This is a genomic window from Peribacillus sp. FSL R5-0717 (assembly GCF_038002945.1).
Taxonomy (GTDB): Bacteria; Bacillota; Bacilli; order Bacillales; family DSM-1321; genus Peribacillus; species Peribacillus frigoritolerans.
Window position 1 is genome coordinate 4,075,129 of the sequence record NZ_JBBOOF010000001.1, and the last position, 16,833, is coordinate 4,091,961.

General features: G+C 40.8%; 16 protein-coding genes and 2 other annotated features. Of the genes, 14 read left to right on the forward strand and 2 right to left on the reverse strand.

Translation table 11 applies throughout. The features are described from left to right. Positions 1–89 precede the first annotated feature (89 nt). From NYE65_RS19700 to NYE65_RS19730, 7 genes are all read left to right on the forward strand, one after another. Positions 90–752, forward strand: coding sequence for a YkyA family protein (locus tag NYE65_RS19700; protein WP_098184697.1), 663 nt, complete (start codon positions 90–92; stop codon positions 750–752). Positions 753–1,391: 639 nt separating this feature from the next. Then, the gene (pdhA, locus tag NYE65_RS19705; protein WP_340861503.1) at positions 1,392–2,507 is read left to right on the forward strand and encodes a pyruvate dehydrogenase (acetyl-transferring) E1 component subunit alpha; all 1,116 of its coding nucleotides are present in this window, start codon (positions 1,392–1,394) and stop codon (positions 2,505–2,507) included. 3 nt (positions 2,508–2,510) lie between these two features. Next, the gene (locus NYE65_RS19710; RefSeq protein ID WP_034314063.1) at positions 2,511–3,488 is read left to right on the forward strand and encodes an alpha-ketoacid dehydrogenase subunit beta; all 978 of its coding nucleotides are present in this window, start codon (positions 2,511–2,513) and stop codon (positions 3,486–3,488) included. Positions 3,489–3,608: 120 nt separating this feature from the next. Next, a complete protein-coding gene (locus tag NYE65_RS19715) occupies positions 3,609–4,967 on the forward strand; it encodes a dihydrolipoamide acetyltransferase family protein (protein ID WP_034314061.1) in 1,359 nt (452 codons plus the stop codon). Positions 4,968–4,970: 3 nt separating this feature from the next. Further along, positions 4,971–6,383: a dihydrolipoyl dehydrogenase gene (lpdA, locus tag NYE65_RS19720; RefSeq protein ID WP_053534295.1), complete on the forward strand. Its 1,413-nt coding sequence runs from the start codon at positions 4,971–4,973 to the stop codon at positions 6,381–6,383. A 271-nt stretch (positions 6,384–6,654) separates the two neighbouring features. Further along, complete coding sequence (locus NYE65_RS19725) at positions 6,655–6,912, forward strand: hypothetical protein (protein WP_306804763.1); 258 nt, start codon at positions 6,655–6,657, stop codon at positions 6,910–6,912. A gap of 44 nt (positions 6,913–6,956) precedes the next feature. After that, complete coding sequence (locus tag NYE65_RS19730; RefSeq protein WP_340861504.1) at positions 6,957–7,784, forward strand: polysaccharide deacetylase family protein; 828 nt, start codon at positions 6,957–6,959, stop codon at positions 7,782–7,784. Positions 7,785–7,810: 26 nt separating this feature from the next. On the opposite strand, the gene NYE65_RS19735 is transcribed toward NYE65_RS19730, so the two are convergent. Continuing rightward, entirely contained in the window at positions 7,811–8,245 is a 435-nt protein-coding gene (locus tag NYE65_RS19735; RefSeq protein WP_095389975.1) for a DUF1885 family protein, read from the reverse strand. A 589-nt stretch (positions 8,246–8,834) separates the two neighbouring features. Between NYE65_RS19735 and NYE65_RS19740 the strand changes: the two genes are divergently transcribed. Beyond that, the gene (locus NYE65_RS19740) at positions 8,835–8,960 is read left to right on the forward strand and encodes a GapA-binding peptide SR1P (RefSeq protein WP_081108747.1); all 126 of its coding nucleotides are present in this window, start codon (positions 8,835–8,837) and stop codon (positions 8,958–8,960) included. A gap of 143 nt (positions 8,961–9,103) precedes the next feature. Here NYE65_RS19740 and NYE65_RS19745 read toward each other — a convergent pair whose 3' ends face one another. After that, positions 9,104–10,561 carry an aminotransferase class I/II-fold pyridoxal phosphate-dependent enzyme gene (locus NYE65_RS19745; protein ID WP_063576939.1) on the reverse strand — a complete coding sequence of 486 codons (1,458 nt, stop codon included), beginning with the start codon at positions 10,559–10,561 and terminating at the stop codon, positions 9,104–9,106. A gap of 413 nt (positions 10,562–10,974) precedes the next feature. On the opposite strand from NYE65_RS19745, the gene NYE65_RS19750 reads away from it, so the two are divergent. From NYE65_RS19750 to trpC, 6 genes are all read left to right on the forward strand, one after another. After that, positions 10,975–11,934 carry an NAD(P)H-dependent flavin oxidoreductase gene (locus NYE65_RS19750; RefSeq protein ID WP_063591715.1) on the forward strand — a complete coding sequence of 320 codons (960 nt, stop codon included), beginning with the start codon at positions 10,975–10,977 and terminating at the stop codon, positions 11,932–11,934. 57 nt (positions 11,935–11,991) lie between these two features. After that, positions 11,992–12,267 carry a UPF0223 family protein gene (locus NYE65_RS19755; RefSeq protein WP_048687073.1) on the forward strand — a complete coding sequence of 92 codons (276 nt, stop codon included), beginning with the start codon at positions 11,992–11,994 and terminating at the stop codon, positions 12,265–12,267. Between the two features lie 69 nt (positions 12,268–12,336). Further along, positions 12,337–12,567, forward strand: a binding site (T-box leader). A gap of 36 nt (positions 12,568–12,603) precedes the next feature. Next, positions 12,604–12,839 (forward strand) — a binding site (T-box leader). Positions 12,840–13,000: 161 nt separating this feature from the next. Further along, the gene (trpE, locus tag NYE65_RS19760; protein ID WP_340861505.1) at positions 13,001–14,395 is read left to right on the forward strand and encodes an anthranilate synthase component I; all 1,395 of its coding nucleotides are present in this window, start codon (positions 13,001–13,003) and stop codon (positions 14,393–14,395) included. Beyond that, a complete protein-coding gene (locus NYE65_RS19765) occupies positions 14,392–14,997 on the forward strand; it encodes an anthranilate synthase component II (protein WP_340861506.1) in 606 nt (201 codons plus the stop codon). Before trpE ends, NYE65_RS19765 begins: the two co-directional genes overlap by 4 nt. Positions 14,998–15,024: 27 nt before the next feature. Next, the gene (gene trpD, locus NYE65_RS19770) at positions 15,025–16,047 is read left to right on the forward strand and encodes an anthranilate phosphoribosyltransferase (protein ID WP_048687068.1); all 1,023 of its coding nucleotides are present in this window, start codon (positions 15,025–15,027) and stop codon (positions 16,045–16,047) included. Then, on the forward strand, positions 16,047–16,823 hold the full coding sequence (gene trpC / locus NYE65_RS19775) for an indole-3-glycerol phosphate synthase TrpC (RefSeq protein WP_340861507.1): 777 nt from the start codon (positions 16,047–16,049) through the stop codon (positions 16,821–16,823). Before trpD ends, trpC begins: the two co-directional genes overlap by 1 nt. The last annotated feature ends 10 nt before the right edge of the window (positions 16,824–16,833 follow it).

Below are 16,833 nucleotides of genomic sequence, written 5' to 3' on the forward strand. Positions count from 1 at the left end.
TGCTCGGAATATGATTGTAACAAATGTCTGCGGCTTAAGAATGAATTGAGGAACATGAATCTTCAAAGAACTATCAGAAGGAGTTGTCTATGTTGAAACGTTTTGGTCCATTTGTTATCTTACTTCTTTCTTTAGTGATCTTGACTGGTTGTTTTAATGGTTCACCGGAAGAAAGAATCCACAAAATCCTGGAGAAAACTGCAGAAAAGGAAAGTGATTTCACCGAGAATCAAGAGCCGCTTAATGATTTGGAGAAAAAAGAAAAAGAAAAATATGAGAAAATCATTAAACTTGGATTGGACGATTATGAACAGATCGTCGAGCTTTCAGATGAAGCAACCAAGAATATCGACGAAAGGGAAAAAATAATTGAAAAGGAACAAAGCAGTATGCAATCCTCAAAAGAACAATTCAATCAAATAGATGAACAAATCGGGAAAATAGAGGACGAAAAGATAAAAAAAGAAGCGACTGAAATGAAAAAGATCATGAGTGAGCGCTATAGCACCTATGATGATTTATATGATGCCTATCAACAAAGTCTCGCTTATGATCGTGAATTATATGAGCTTTTCAAAAAAGAGGATTTGAAAATGGATGAATTACAAGTGCAAATCGAGAAAATAAATACCTCTTATACAAAAGTTTTGAAAGCGAATGAGGAATTTAATGCATTAACGGAAAAATCAAATCAAAAAAAAGAAAGTTTTTATGATAGTTCCGGCATAGAAATGGCGGATTCAACAAATTAATATAAATATGGGCTGTGATCCTCACTCACAGCCCATATTTTTTTCAATCCAGTTCTTTTTTGGCTAAAAAATTTTAGAATGGTCTTTTTTTGTGCAACCAGCCTGATGTGGAATTTTCATACCTGTACTAAAAAAAAACGATAATTAAAAATCTAACAGCAGACTTAGATGAAAGCGGTTGAATATTTTGTTGGTATATTATTTTATAGACTAAAATGCCTTTAGTTAAAGCGGTTTTGGAATCGATGGGATATGCTGGGGAATTGAAATGTTATCCTTCGCCATCCTTAAATTGATAAATAAGGGAAATTTAATAGTACAGTTGTAAATTGAAAACTAATACAGAGAAGAAGTATGAGTGTTGGAAATTCTATTAAATCAAAATTATTAGGAACTCCAAGTGATTGACTTGATGTTAATTCATCTTGTAAACTTAATCTATAAAAATTCTTGTATCATTTTCCTTGATTTTTTTTATGGTACAGAATAAGATTGAGACATATTAAGCATATCCACGTTTGAGGATTGGTCTTAAGGGAAAAATAAAAGAATGTATTGTTGCAGAAACTAAAAAGCAAACTATTTTTGCTTTATAGAATAATAATAGCAAACCTTTTTAATGAAAGGATGAGGTGCCAAATGGCTCAAAAAACTAAACAAGCTAAAATTAATGTTCAGGATCAGCTTAAGAAAGTAGAAGAACAATTTGAAACTTTTCAAATTTTAAATGAAGAGGGAGAAGTCGTGAATGAAGCGGCTATGCCTGATTTAAGTGATGAACAATTGCAAGAATTAATGCGCCGTATGGTTTATACACGCATCTTGGATCAACGTTCCATATCACTGAACCGTCAAGGCAGATTAGGTTTCTATGCACCGACTGCCGGTCAAGAAGCTTCTCAAATCGCTTCCCAGTATGCTTTGGAAAAAGAAGATTTCATTTTGCCTGGTTATCGTGATGTTCCGCAAATCGTTTGGCATGGCCTGCCGCTTTGGCAAGCATTCTTATTCTCCCGGGGTCATTTTAAGGGAAATCAAATTCCTGAAGACGTCAATGTAATTTCTCCTCAAATCATAATCGGCGCTCAATATATCCAAGCTGCCGGAGTTGCTCTTGGGTTGAAGAAACGCGGGAAAAAAGCTGTTGCCATTACATATACGGGTGACGGTGGAACCTCACAAGGTGACTTCTATGAGGGAATTAACTTTGCAGGTGCCTTTAAAGCGCCAGCTATCTTCATCGTGCAAAATAACCGTTTCGCAATCTCTACACCAGTTGATTTGCAGTCAGCATCTAAAACATTGGCCCAAAAGGGTGTGGCTGCAGGTATTCCTGGAATCCAGGTTGATGGTATGGATGCGTTGGCCGTATATACAGCCGTTAAAGAAGCGCGTGAACGTGCAATCAATGGTGAAGGCCCTACATTGATTGAAACATTAACTTACCGTTATGGACCACATACGATGGCTGGGGATGACCCGACACGTTACCGTACCTCTGAAATGGATAACGAGTGGGAACTGAAAGATCCATTGGTTCGTTTCCGCAAATTCTTGGAAAGCAAAAAACTTTGGAATGAAGAATTAGAAAACGAAACGATAGAGAAGGCCAAAGAAGATATTAAAGAAGCAATCAAATTGGCTGATGCAGAACCTAAACAAAAGGTTACAGACCTAATTGAAATCATGTATGAAGAAATGCCTTATAACTTAAAAGAACAATATGAAATTTATAAAGAGAAGGAGTCGAAGTAAGCCATGGCTCAATTGACGATGATTCAAGCAATTACAGAAGCATTACGTACAGAACTTAAAAATGACGAGAATGTACTCGTTTTTGGAGAAGATGTAGGTCTTAATGGAGGAGTTTTCCGTGCAACGGAAAATCTTCAAAAAGAATTCGGTGAAGATCGTGTATTCGATACACCTCTTGCTGAATCTGGAATCGGTGGATTAGCGGTCGGTCTTTCTTTACAAGGTTTCCGTCCTGTTCCTGAAATTCAATTCTTTGGGTTTGTATATGAAGTAATGGATTCCGTAAGCGGTCAGCTTGCTCGTATGCGCTACCGTTCAGGCGGACGTTACAGTGCACCGGTTACAATTCGCTCACCTTTTGGGGGCGGAGTCCATACTCCGGAAATGCATGCTGATAGCTTAGAAGGTTTAATGGCCCAGCAACCAGGGTTAAAGGTAGTTATCCCTTCCACTCCTTACGATGCAAAAGGCTTATTGATTTCAGCAATTCGTGATAATGACCCTGTCATTTTCCTTGAGCACATGAAATTGTACCGTTCTTTCCGTCAAGAAGTTCCTGAAGAAGAATACACAATTCCATTAGGAAAAGCGGATGTGAAAAGAGAAGGAACGGATTTATCCATTATTACTTATGGTGCGATGGTGCAGGAATCCATCAAGGCAGCTGAGGAATTGGCTAAGGATGGTCATTCCGTCGAAGTGGTCGACTTACGGACTGTATCACCATTGGATATCGATACAATCATTGCTTCAGTAGAAAAAACAGGACGCGCTATCGTTGTTCAAGAAGCACAAAAGCAAGCTGGCATAGCAGCGAATGTCGTAGCGGAAATTAACGAACGTGCCATTTTGAGCTTGGATGCTCCAGTACTGCGCGTGGCGGCAGCTGATACGGTATTCCCGTTTTCACAAGCTGAAACAGTATGGCTCCCTAATTATAAAGACATTATTGAAACGGCGACTAAAGTCTTGAAGTTTTAACAATCTTAAGTAATGGAATGAATGTCCTGCTCGGGAAAGTGATTTTGCATTAACGGTAATGCAAGATAAAGGACTTTATTCAAAGCACTAAGTATGATTTAATATAGGAGGTTGAACTCAGTGGCATTCCAATTTAGACTCCCTGATATCGGAGAAGGTATACACGAAGGTGAAATAGTGAAATGGTTTGTAAAACCAGGAGATAAGATACAAGAAGATGACGTGCTTTGCGAGGTTCAAAACGATAAGGCCGTTGTTGAAATACCATCACCAGTGGAAGGTACCGTTGAAGAAATCCTTGTTCAAGAAGGAACGGTTGCCGTTGTTGGCGATGTACTTGTAACATTCGATGCTCCAGGTTATGAAAATCTTCAGTTTAAAGGGGATCATGGAGAAGAAGCGAAGGCAGAAGGCGAGAAGAATACGGAGGCCCAGGTTCAAGCAACTGCTGAAGCTGGACAGGAAGTCAAGAAAGAGGCTGCTCCGGTTCAAGAAAATAGCGGAGTAACGGGCGCGGGAGCACAGCCACAGGTTGAGGCAGATCCTTCACGCCGTATTATCGCCATGCCTTCTGTCAGGAAATATGCACGCGAACAAGGGGTAAATATTCGTGAGATCACTGGTTCTGGGGATAACGGCCGCATCATGAAGGAAGACATTGATGCTTTCAAAAACGGCAAAACCGCTCCACAGCAACCAGCAGCTCAAAGTGAAGCTTCACAACAAAATGATACGGAAACAACTGAAAAACAAAAAGTTTCAATTCCAGAGGGGCAATATCCTGAAACTCGTGAGAAAATGAGCGGTATGAGAAAAGCGATCGCAAAAGCAATGGTTAAGTCCAAGCAGACAGCTCCGCATGTTACATTAATGGATGAAGTCGATGTGACGCTATTGGTTGCTCACCGTAAGAAATTCAAGGAAATTGCTGCACAAAAAGGAATCAAGCTTACATTCCTACCTTATGTTGTTAAAGCGTTAACAAGTGCATTGCGTGAATTCCCTATGCTTAACACATCATTTGATGATGAAGCTAGTGAGATTATCCATAAACACTATTACAATATCGGAATTGCGGCAGACACAGACAAAGGACTGCTCGTTCCAGTTGTAAAAGATGCAGATCGTAAATCAACTTTCGCTATTTCACAAGAAATTAACGAATTAGCGACGAAAGCCCGTGACGGCAAATTGGCTCCTAACGAAATGAAAGGTGCTTCTTGCTCCATTACGAATATCGGTTCCGCAGGCGGTCAATGGTTCACACCTGTTATCAATCATCCAGAAGTTGCCATTCTAGGGATTGGACGCATTGCCGAAAAAGCAATTGTACGCGACGGGGAAATTATCGCCGCTCCAGTTCTGGCATTATCACTGAGCTTTGATCACCGCATGATTGATGGAGCAACAGCTCAACATGCATTGAATCATATCAAAAAGTTATTGAACGACCCAGAATTATTGTTAATGGAGGCGTAAACAATGGTAGTAGGAGATTTTCCAATCGAAACAGATACTTTAGTAATCGGTTCAGGCCCAGGGGGATATGTTGCCGCAATTCGCGCAGCACAGCTTGGACAGAAAGTAACGGTCGTTGAAAAAGGAACAATCGGCGGAGTTTGTTTGAATGTAGGCTGTATTCCATCGAAAGCTTTAATTTCGGCTGGACACCGTTTCCATGAAGCTCAGCATTCAGAAGATATGGGTATCTTTGCAGAAAAAGTTACTGTTGATTTTTCTAAAGTACAAGCTTGGAAAGGTACTGTTGTAAAAAAATTAACTGGCGGTGTAAGCAGCCTGTTAAAAGGCAATAATGTTGATGTTGTAACTGGCGAAGCTTATTTCGTTGATGAAAACAGCATCCGTGTTATGAATGATGACTCAGCCCAAACATATACATTTAAAAACGCAATCATCGCTACTGGTTCATCGCCAATCGAGATTCCGTCATTTAAATATACGAAACGCGTACTTAATTCAACTGGCGCTCTTGCTTTGGAAGAAGTTCCAAGTTCGATCGTGGTAATCGGCGGAGGTTACATCGGAACTGAGCTTGGCGGAGCATTCGCTAGCTTTGGCACTAAAGTGACGATCCTTGAAGGTACAGAAGAAATCCTTTCTGCAGGCTTTGAAAAACAAATGGCAGCACTTGTTAAGCGTAACCTTAAAAACAAAGGTGCTGAAATTGTTACTAAAGCAAATGCTAAAGGCGTGGAAGAAACTGATACAGGTGTAACCGTTACTTATGAAGTAAAAGGCGAAGAGAAAAAAGTTGAAGCCGATTACGTTTTAGTAACAGTTGGACGTCGTCCAAACACTGCTGAGATCGGCCTGGAACAAGTCGGAATCAAAATGACTGACCGCGGTTTGATTGAAACGGATAAACAATGCCGTACTAGCGTGAAAAACATCTACGCAATCGGTGATATCGTTTCTGGACCTCAGTTAGCTCATAAAGCTTCTTATGAAGGTAAAATTGCAGCTGAAGCCATTGCTGGACATTCATCTGAAATCGACTATCTTGCTATTCCGGCTGTTGTTTTCTCTGAACCGGAACTTGCTTCTGTCGGTTATAATGAAAAAGAAGCGAAGGAAGCTGGAATCGAAGCGCTTGCTTCTAAATTCCCATTCGCTGCAAATGGACGTGCTCTTTCATTAAATAATACGGACGGATTTGTGAAGCTTATCACTCGCAAAGAAGACGGATTGGTTATTGGAGCACAAATTGCAGGACCAAACGCTTCTGATATGATTGCAGAACTAGGTTTGGCTATCGAAGCAGGAATGACTGCCGAAGATATTGCGATGACAATCCATGCACATCCAACTTTAGGGGAAATCACAATGGAAGCTGCTGAAGTTGCCCTTGGAACTCCTATTCACATCATTAAGTAATTGAGATATATAAAGCGTACTGCTAAATGCAGTACGCTTTTTTTATTGGCCGGATTAAAAAAATGAAGGATGACTCCCCATTCATGAATTTCTTCTCACTAGTTAAATGAAATGGACAAAAAGGGCATAAGCTATAAAAAGGACTTCTTACTTTTTTCCTTGAAAGGGTTTGAAAAAGGCCATAAAGGATAAAAAATAAGATGAGCGATTTGTTAAAGAATATTTTTTGCCAATAAAAAGATAATGGCTGATATATTCATATTAAAATGGGGTGGATCACTTGAAAAATTATCTGGTAATCCTCTTTCAACTAATCGTTTGGAGCGGGTATACATTAGTTGAATGGCTGTCTGTTAACGATCGATTCGTTTTCAAAGTATTCATGTTTCTGGTCTTTTCTTATCTAGCCATTTACATTGGTAAAATGATTTTAAAATCCAATAGACGAACCATGCTTGTTACCGTGATAAGTCTATTATGTTACGGGATTTTGCAAATCCTTTTGGAAACGCTGGTACCCGTATATTGAATTTTTACGTAAGCTTCGATGACATATAAAACCACGGAGGTATCATGTTTAACAAAGTAGTGGCATTATTTACATTAGTATCATTTTTATTGATGGCTTGTAATGACCCGAGTTCCGATCAAACTGAAAATGAGCGTGAAAAAAGTGTCGAAACGACGACAACGGTCCAAGATGAAAGTCAGCAAGAGAAAGATTTGGAAACAGAAACGTCACAAACAATTGGCGAAGGGAATGTAAAGGCAGAATATCGGGTGGATAAAGAGAATTGGTCATTTAAACCGATTGGGGATGCAAATCCGAAAGTTGTGTTGTTGACATTTGATGATGCACCTGATAAATATTCCCTGGCAATCGCCCAAACCCTGAAGCGACTAGAAGTACCTGCGATATTTTTCGTGAACGGTCACTTTCTTGAAAATGATGAAAATAAAGCGATGCTGAAAGAAATTCATGAAATGGGTTTTTCCATAGGAAATCATACGTATTCCCATGTAAATTTAAAAGAGTTGAACGAAAAGGAACAAGAGAGGGAAATCGTAAAATTGAACAATTTGGTTGAGGGAATAATAGGGGTACGCCCTAAGTACTTCAGGGCGCCATTTGGTTCGAATACCGAGCATTCAAAAAAAGTCGCTGAGAAAGAAAAAATGTTGGTCATGAATTGGACTTACGGCTATGACTGGGAAAAAGAGTATCAGGATAAAAAAGCTTTAACGGAAATCATGTTGAACAGCCCTTATTTGGGAAATGGGGCGAACTTACTGATGCATGACCGGAAATGGACGAGTGAAGCGATAGAGGATATCGTGAAAGGTTTTCAAAAGAAAGGCTATGAGTCCCTTGATCCAAAATTAATTGAAACGCCTGCATGAGCCAATTTCGGCATACGCAGGTTTTTTTATTTCCTTGGATAATAATACATTACCCGTTTATTGAAGAGATGCAGCTGCGCCCGTAATTTCTTTGCAAGGAATTTGCACAATTCATTAGCTTTTCCCTTATCACCGAAAGTTGCTGTTTCAGGGAGGGTGAATTGGATATAGGATTGTATCCGATCTGATCCATCTTCATCCTTTACGACTTCTTGGTCAACTCCTATCAATATCATGTGATATCGATCTTCTTTGGCTTGGAGATATATGGCCTTATCCTTCATTCTTTCCGGTACTTTCATTTCATAAGGAAATGCTTTCTTATCATAGTCCCAATCCAATTGCTTTCCGGTTTTCGCTGTAATCATTTGATAATAGTTCAGCAATTCTTTCACGTCTTCGATGGTTACAGTTCCTTTCACGGACTCAGGAACGAGTTTGATATAGGCATTTTCAGACATGTGGATCCCCCTTCAATCGATAAGATGTAAGAATATTTTAACATTTTATGGATGTATTATATACCTATCTATATGTAAATGAAAAGGCGAAATTCCTTTTTTACCTTGCCATGCTAAAGCAAGGAGTGTTATGCACTGAGTCCAGGGCCCTTTGTTTATAAATAAATTCCCGTGTTTTAAAAAAGGCTGTTTTCGCATACTTTATTGCTATTTACCAAGTAGTGCGGTGTGGTTGATTTCCCCTCCAGATGCTCGCTTTCCGCGGGGCGGGCGGTGAGCCTCCTCGGCGTAAACGCCTGTGGGGTCTCACCTGTCCCGCTGCTCCCGCAGGAGTCTCGCACTTCCGCTCCAATCAACCTTAAATAGTTTCGTTTTAAAAACAACAATCTTTATGAAAAGAGCCTAAAAAAAGAATCAGTCTAACGAACGATTGGAATCCATTTCTTTCAACATGATCGTTCATTAAGTGGGAAAAAGTATATATGTTATACTTTTTAGCTTGAAATAATAAATGTGTTATATTATAATTCATTTAAAGCGGTTACATTATATCAATGATGCATACAATATAGGGGAAGGGGTTGTAAAAATGGGAACTATCGTATGTCAAACTTGCAATAGCACGATTGAACATTTTGAAGATGAGAAAGTAAGTGTATTATACACACATAATCACAACTGCCAATGCTGTGATACAGCTGCCTCTGAAAAATAAATGGAAAAAAGATTTCAAGATTAATAGAATGTAAGGGTGTTTCAGGGTTGTAACCTGGAGCACCCTTTTTATAGAAGCCAGTGCTTAATAATAAAAGGTTAAAAAAAACCAGAGCAGTACTCTGCTCTGGTTTGATGGGATAATCAATTTTTTATGATGCGTAAATGTTTTATCTCTGGGTCCTCAGGGCCTTGAACCGGAAGTCCGGCCTCGATGTTTTTCCGGATGTAATTGATATTATCTTCAGTAATCAATTCTCCTGGAATGAAGATCGGAATTCCAGGCGGGTAAACCATGATGAATTCAGCGCTGATTTTGCCGACAGATTCCTCAATGGGAACCACTTCGGTTTCTGCATAAAATGCCTCCCTGGGTGATAAAGCCAGCGGTGGTGTATCAGGAAGCAGAACTTCGATCTTTTCATGTTCAGCCGCCATTTCCTTAAACTCATCCGCTAAGTCTCTAAGCGCAGCGATCAGCAGGTCCGCTTCTGTTTTTGTGTCTCCAGGTGTTATCAGGCAAAGGATATTGTACAAGTCGGAAAGTTCCACTTCGATATTATGCTTTTCACGAAGCCATTTCTCAACGTCGTATCCGGTAATATTCAATTCCTTGATGGATATGATCAATTTTGTCGGATCATAACTAAAGGCTGCCTCGCTCTCGAGAATTTCGCTGCCGACACAGTAAAGATAAGGAATCTCATTAACGGCCTCACGGATATACCCTGCGAGATTGATCGCTTCATCGATCATTTCCCTGCCTACTGTCGCAAGTTGTCTTCTAGCCGTATCCAGGGAAGCCAGAAGGATATAGGAGGTTGAGGTGGTTGTAAGCATGCTCAATATGGCTTGAACACGATTTGCGGAAACCAATCCAGTCTTAACATTCAATATGGAACTTCCCGTTAGTGAACCGCCCAGTTTATGAACACTAGTAGCAGCCATATCCGCTCCAGCCTGCATGGCTGACATCGGCAAGTCTTCATGGAAGTGTATATGGACACCATGTGCTTCATCTACGAGTACTGGGATTTGGTGGGAATGGGCAACTTCCACTATTTTTTGCAAATCAGCCGAAATGCCGAAATAGGTGGGATTGATGACAAGCAATCCTTTTGCATCGCTATGTTCCCTTAAAGTTTTTTCAACGGCATCAACGGTGATTCCGTGTGAAATGCCCAAATCTTTGTCTATTTCAGGATTGATGAAAATGGGAACAGCTCCGGAAAATACAATGGCAGACATTACGGATTTATGTACATTCCTTGGGACGATGATTTTGTCCCCAGGTCCGCAGACTGTCATGACCATTGTCATGATTGCTCCACTTGTTCCTTGAACGGAAAAGAATGTGTGATCTGCCCCAAAAGCTTCAGCGGCAAGATCCTGAGCTTGTTTGATGATCCCCTTTGGCTGATGGAGATCATCGAGTGGAGCGATATTGATTAAATCTATCGATAATGCATTTTCTCCAATGAAATTACGGAAATCAGCGTCCATTCCTTTTCCTTTTTTATGACCTGGAATATGAAATTGAACGGGATTTCTTTTTGCATGCTGCAATAAGGCAGTGTATAAGGGTGTTTCATTCTGTGACAATTCTTTGTGGCCCCTTTTCAGTAAAATAGGTACGAAATATGGGAGGTTTTACTCCCTTTCTATTAATGATCGTATGTTTCTCCGATTCCATTTGTATGGTTAGTAAGCTTGTGGATAGACATAAAACATATGAATTATAGCACGTCTTATAATAAATGCCTAGAGTGATTTAATGTCCTGACTTAAACAATTTATATATGTCTCTTTGTCTTTAAGGAGCCCAATAAAATTATCAGCAGTTTATAAATATCCATTTTTCTAGTATTAACTTGATTTACTCAAGAATTCTTCTTTTTTTATATTGTATGTGTGAGTTAAAAATTGAACGGGTAAACAATATTTGCCATAATGAAGCTAATGATTTGGATTCAGCTAAATAAACAACCCAGCAAATGAAAAGGGAGATGAGGAGTTTGAAGTGGGAAACGCGTGTGACCGATTTGTTAGGTATTCAATACCCAATTGTACAGGGGGGATTGGCCCATTTAGCATATGCCGACCTGGCTGCGGCAGTGTCGAATGCAGGCGGGCTAGGGCAGGTGACGGCCATGTCCTTGGACACCCCGGAGCAGCTGATAGAAGAAATAAGAAAAACAAAATCATTGACGGATAAACCGTTTGGTGTGAACTTTGCGATCGGCCAGCATGGGAGGCCTTATGAACACATGCTTGAAGCAGCCTTGAAAGAGGGAATTGCAGCTGTTTCCGTAACCGGCGGCAACCCTGGCCCTTTTCTTGATTACGTTAAAGGCACTCAAGTGAAAAAACTGGTGCTTGTTGCTGCAAGAAGGCAGGCAATGAAGGCTGAACAGCTTGGTGCAGATGCAGTGATGGTAGTTGGTCAGGAGGGCGGAGGACATTTAGGGCGTGATGATATTGGAACCTCCGTGTTAATTCCTCAAGTTGTGGACTCCGTTAAAATTCCAGTCATCGCGTCTGGAGGTTTTGGCGATGGACGAGGTTTGATGGCAGCGTTGGCGCTTGGTGCCGAAGGAATCGAGATGGGAACACGTTTCATAGCTGTCAAGGAGTGTGTTCATGCACATGAATTATATAAAAATGCCTTGGTTTCCGGCACGGAAAATGATACCGTTATCATCAAGCGGTCCATTGGTGCACCAGCCAGGGTAATTGCAAACAGCTGGACCGATAAGATTCTTGATATTGAAAAAGAAAACGGCGGATATGAACAATTGAAGGAATACATAAGTGGAAAAGCGAATCAGCGTTATATTCATGACGGTGTCGAAGGTGAAGGCTTTGCCTGGGCTGGACAAGTGATGGGGCTGATTCATGATGTACCATCGACTGCTGAACTATTCAGTCGGATTATCGACCAGGCGGAAGCAATTCGTTCAAAATGGGCAGACTGATGATGCATGGTCCGCCGGACAACATGAAAAACTATCTAGAAGGAGCGTGTTTAGGATATGGATTATCAATATCCAATGGATCTTGATTGGTCTACTGACGAAATCGTAGATGTGATAAAATTCTTTGAAGCAGTAGAAAAGGCTTATGAAAATAAGATACAAAAGGAAGAATTCATGAAGGCTTACCGAAGATTCAAGGAAATAGTCCCCGGCAAGGCGGATGAAAAAAAGTATACGGATGAGTTCGAGTCAGTCAGCACCTATTCAGCCTATCTTGTCATTAAGAAGGCAAAAGGAATCGATGACGGGGAATGGATAAAAATGAAACATTAAAAATATAATTTTTCGAAAACTCCATTGACTTACTGAAAAGATTGTTTTAACATAATAATCAAGAAAAAGATAAAGGCAGTGACGAAGAAGAGTACCTTAATGATGTTCTGCAGAGAGCCAGTGGTTGCTGAAAACTGGTGAACGAAATTAAGCGAATGGACTTCCGAGCCCCAAACCGAAACGGATGAACGGAGTAGGCTTTGGCGATTATCTCATCGTTAATGGAGATAGGCATGTTAATGCCGTAAAGTGAGCTAATTTAGCTAATTAAGGTGGTACCACGGGTTCCTCGTCCTTTGGATGAGGGCCCTTTTTGCGTTTTTTTTGAAAATGATAATTAAATCTATGAATGAGAGTAGTAATCTTTTTAGATGCGTCACAGAGAGCCGGAATAGGTGGAAACCGGTACGATATAAGAAGATGAATGGACTTATGAGTGGTTTCTTGAAAATAAGTAGGGAAACTCGGCTGCCACCGTTAAAGGGTAATCGCAAGAATTCAATTCTTGCTTGAGAGGGAAAAATGATGCATTTCTCCAACTTGAGGTGGCACCGCGGTATACCGTCCTCTGCAGACACATATTTGTGTTTGCAGGGGATTTTTTTATTGGAATTTCAATATATATACCTTTTAAAGAAAATATCCAGAGGAAATGAAGACCTGGTCATTTGGCCAAAAGGGTTTTCCCTCCGGGGAATATAAGAGCGCATAAGAATCGGGAGGGAATCAAGAGATGAATAATTTGGATGAAAAAAAAATATTCCGTTTCAAAATGGATACAATTGAAGGGGATATCCATACACCCATTGCCATATTTCAGAAATTAGATGGTGACCAGAAGTTTTTATTGGAAAGTTCGAATTCGCATCATGACAACGGCCGCTACTCATATCTAGGTTCAAAACCTTATTTGGAGGTGACATCGCTTGCTGACCGAGTAAATGTGAAAGACATTGAAACAGGTGATCAAATCGTTAAGGACATCAATATCATCGAGTTTCTAAAAAAAGAATTATTAGTGGAAATAGAAGAGGTTCCCACACATCTTCCGCCATTTAACGGTGGCGCAATCGGATATATGGGCTATGATATCATTCGTCTTTATGAAAATATTGGTCCGGTTCCTCCTGATTCATTGCAAATGCCTGATGCTCACTTTCTTTTTTATAAAGAACTGTATATATTCGATCATGTTCTGCAGAAGATCCATCTTTTGACTGCTGAAGAAGATAGTGAAAAAAGTTTATTGGGAATGAAGGATAAAATAAATCAGGCAAGCAAGCCGTCAAAGGAAATATCGTCGGAATATTTGGAATTCAACTCGAATTTCAGTCAGGATGAATTCGAGAAAATGGTCCTTGAAGCTAAATCGGCGATCATAGCTGGTGAAGTGTTCCAAGTTGTTTTATCACAAAGGTTTAAAGCGGATTTTGATGGGGAGCCTTTCGACGCTTATCGTCGTTTGCGATTAGCCAACCCCTCTCCTTATATGTTTTATATAGAATTTGGTGAATATACAATCATTGGGTCTTCTCCAGAAAGTTTAATCAGTGTTTCATCAGGAACGGTTCATGTTAATCCCATTGCCGGCACAAGGCCGAGAGGGAAAACGGATGAAGAAGATAAGGGCTTCGAAAAAAGCCTGCTGATGGATGAGAAGGAACTTGCCGAGCATAAGATGCTAGTTGATTTAGGTAGAAATGATCTTGGCAGGGTTTGCGAAATCGGTTCAATCCACCTTACCGAGGAAATGGAAATTCAAAGATATCAGCATGTCATGCATATTGCTTCGAAGGTTAGCGGAAAGCTTAGGGAAGGGTACACGAGTTTAGATGCACTGACGGTCTGCCTTCCTGCCGGAACAGTTTCAGGTGCTCCTAAAATCAGGGCAATGGAGCTGATCAATGAACTGGAAAATTGTAAACGGGGGATGTATTCGGGCTCGATAGGCTACATAGGTTTTGGAGGGGATCTTGATATGGCTTTAGCCATTCGGACGATGATCATTAAAGGTGGCAAGGCCTATGTACAGGCAGGGGCTGGAATCGTATATGATTCAGATCCAAAAACGGAATATGAAGAAACACAAAATAAAGCACGCGCTTTAATGGAGGTTCACAATAGATGATTTTATTAATTGATAACTATGACTCGTTCACTTACAACCTTTATCAATATTTAGGTGAAGTGGAAAAAGAAATCGTAGTAAAAAGGAATGACGAAATCACCCTTGCGGAAATTGAGGAACTGAATCCAATGGCAATCGTCATTTCCCCGGGACCGGGCAGGCCCGAAGATGCTGGAATCAGTATGGAGATCATCCGCAATTTTTATGAGAAGGTTCCGCTATTAGGCATTTGTTTGGGGCACCAGGCCATTGGGGCGGTTTTTGGAGCGAATGTTGTTGGGGCGAAACAAATCATGCATGGAAAAACATCGGTAATCGAACACGATGGAACAGGTGTTTTTGCCAAACAGGACTTACAATTCCCGGTAATGCGCTACCATTCCCTTGTGGTTGAAAGGGCGAGTTTGCCAGAAGAACTGACTGTGACGGCAGTGGCACTGGATGATGGGGAAATCATGGCCCTTAGACATCAGGAATTCCCTCTCTACGGTTTACAGTTCCACCCTGAATCAATAGGGACGAAAATCGGCAAGGAATTATTACATCAATTTTATGAGATTGCCGGTACCTTTCAATCAGAGAAGGAACAATCCATTCTATAAAACAAAAAACGACTGGGGGAGTTAGCGGTGAAGGAGTATTTAGCGAAGTTAGCAGAGCGTCAAACATTGACGGAAGAAGAGATGAGCAGAGCAGCCCAATCGTTATTTTCTAAAGATATCTCCGAAAGCGAGATGGCAGCATTCATCATTGCCTTAAAAGCCAAAGGGGAAACGGCAGGTGAAATAGCAAGCCTTGTCAGAGTCATGAGAAAAGAAGCAAGAAGTGTACAAACAAGCTCCCTTAATGTAATGGATAATTGCGGAACGGGAGGAGATGGGTCACAAAGCTTCAATATAAGCACAGCATCGGCCTTCGTGCTTGCTGGGGCCGGTGTCAAGGTTGCCAAACATGGAAATCGCAGCATTTCAAGCAAAACGGGAAGTGCGGATGTATTGGAAGCATTAGGCGTTAATTTGTACTTGGAGCCTGACATGTTAAAGGAACTGTTGGAGGAAAATGGGATCACATTCTTATTTGCCCCATCTGTTCACCCTAATATTGCAAGGATAATGAAAGTGAGAAAAGAACTGAAAATCCCGACGATATTTAATCTTATCGGTCCTCTGACAAATCCAGTCCAGCTCGACACGCAATTAATGGGAATCAATCGACGAGATATGCTTGAGCTGTTTGCGGAAGTCCTGCATAAATTGGGCAGAAAACGCGCAGTCGTGATAAATGGTGCCGGGTTCATGGATGAAGCGAGCCTGCAGGGTGAAAACTCACTCGTCCTTTTGGAGCAAGGAGATATTATCCCATTTACGCTCCATCCTGAAGAAGTGGATCTGCCGGTTTACGGAAATGATGCCATCCGTGGTGGTGACGCCAAACAAAATGCCGATATCATGCTTAGGCTTCTCAAAGGGGAAAAAGGTGCATATCGTGATACCGTTTTATTGAATGCCGGATTGGGATTATACGCACATGGTACGGCAGCAACGATCAAAAAAGGAATCTCCATGGCCAAAGAAAGCATTGATAGCGGATCGGCTCTTGCAAAGTTAGAAAATCTGATTGCTTATGGCAATAGAAATAAGGTGGTCATGTAATGGAAAATATCTTAACGAAAATCATCGAACAGAAAAAGGTTGAAGTCGCAAAATTAAAAGAAAGGGCCTTAGATGATTCGGTCATGATCAACATAGTCAGACCATCTTTGGTGGAAAATTTGAAAACGGCTAAATCGATGGCGGTCATCGCGGAAATAAAACGGGCTTCCCCTTCAAAGGGGGACATTAAAATCAATGTAGATCCGATCGAGCAGGCCCTTTCATATGAAAGTGGCGGAGCTGCAGCGATATCCGTATTGACGGATGAGGTTTTCTTTAAAGGATCCATTGCAGATTTGAGAAACGTAAGCGAGGCTATACAAATTCCCAGGTTGTGCAAAGATTTCATCATCGATGAAATCCAAATTGATCGGGCCCATAGAGCAGGTGCGACTATCATTCTATTGATTGTGGCAGCACTTTCTAAAGAACGCCTTCATGAATTATATCAATATGCAAAAAAGAAAGGGCTTGAAGTATTGACGGAAGTCCATGATGAAGCCGAACTGGAACGTGCTCTAGAGCTGAATGCAGAGCTCGTAGGGATTAACAATCGGAATTTAAAGACCTTCAAAGTGGATTTGGCTGTAACAGAACGACTGGCGAAGTTGCTTGATCCCAAACGCCATATCATTATCAGTGAAAGTGGGATCAAAACAAAAGAAGATGTGATGCGTGTAAAGGATGCTGGTGCAAAAGCGGTTTTGGTCGGGGAGACACTCATGACTGCATCAAATCTTCCGCACAAGATGGCCGAACTGCAAATGAGTATATAAGGAGATTAAT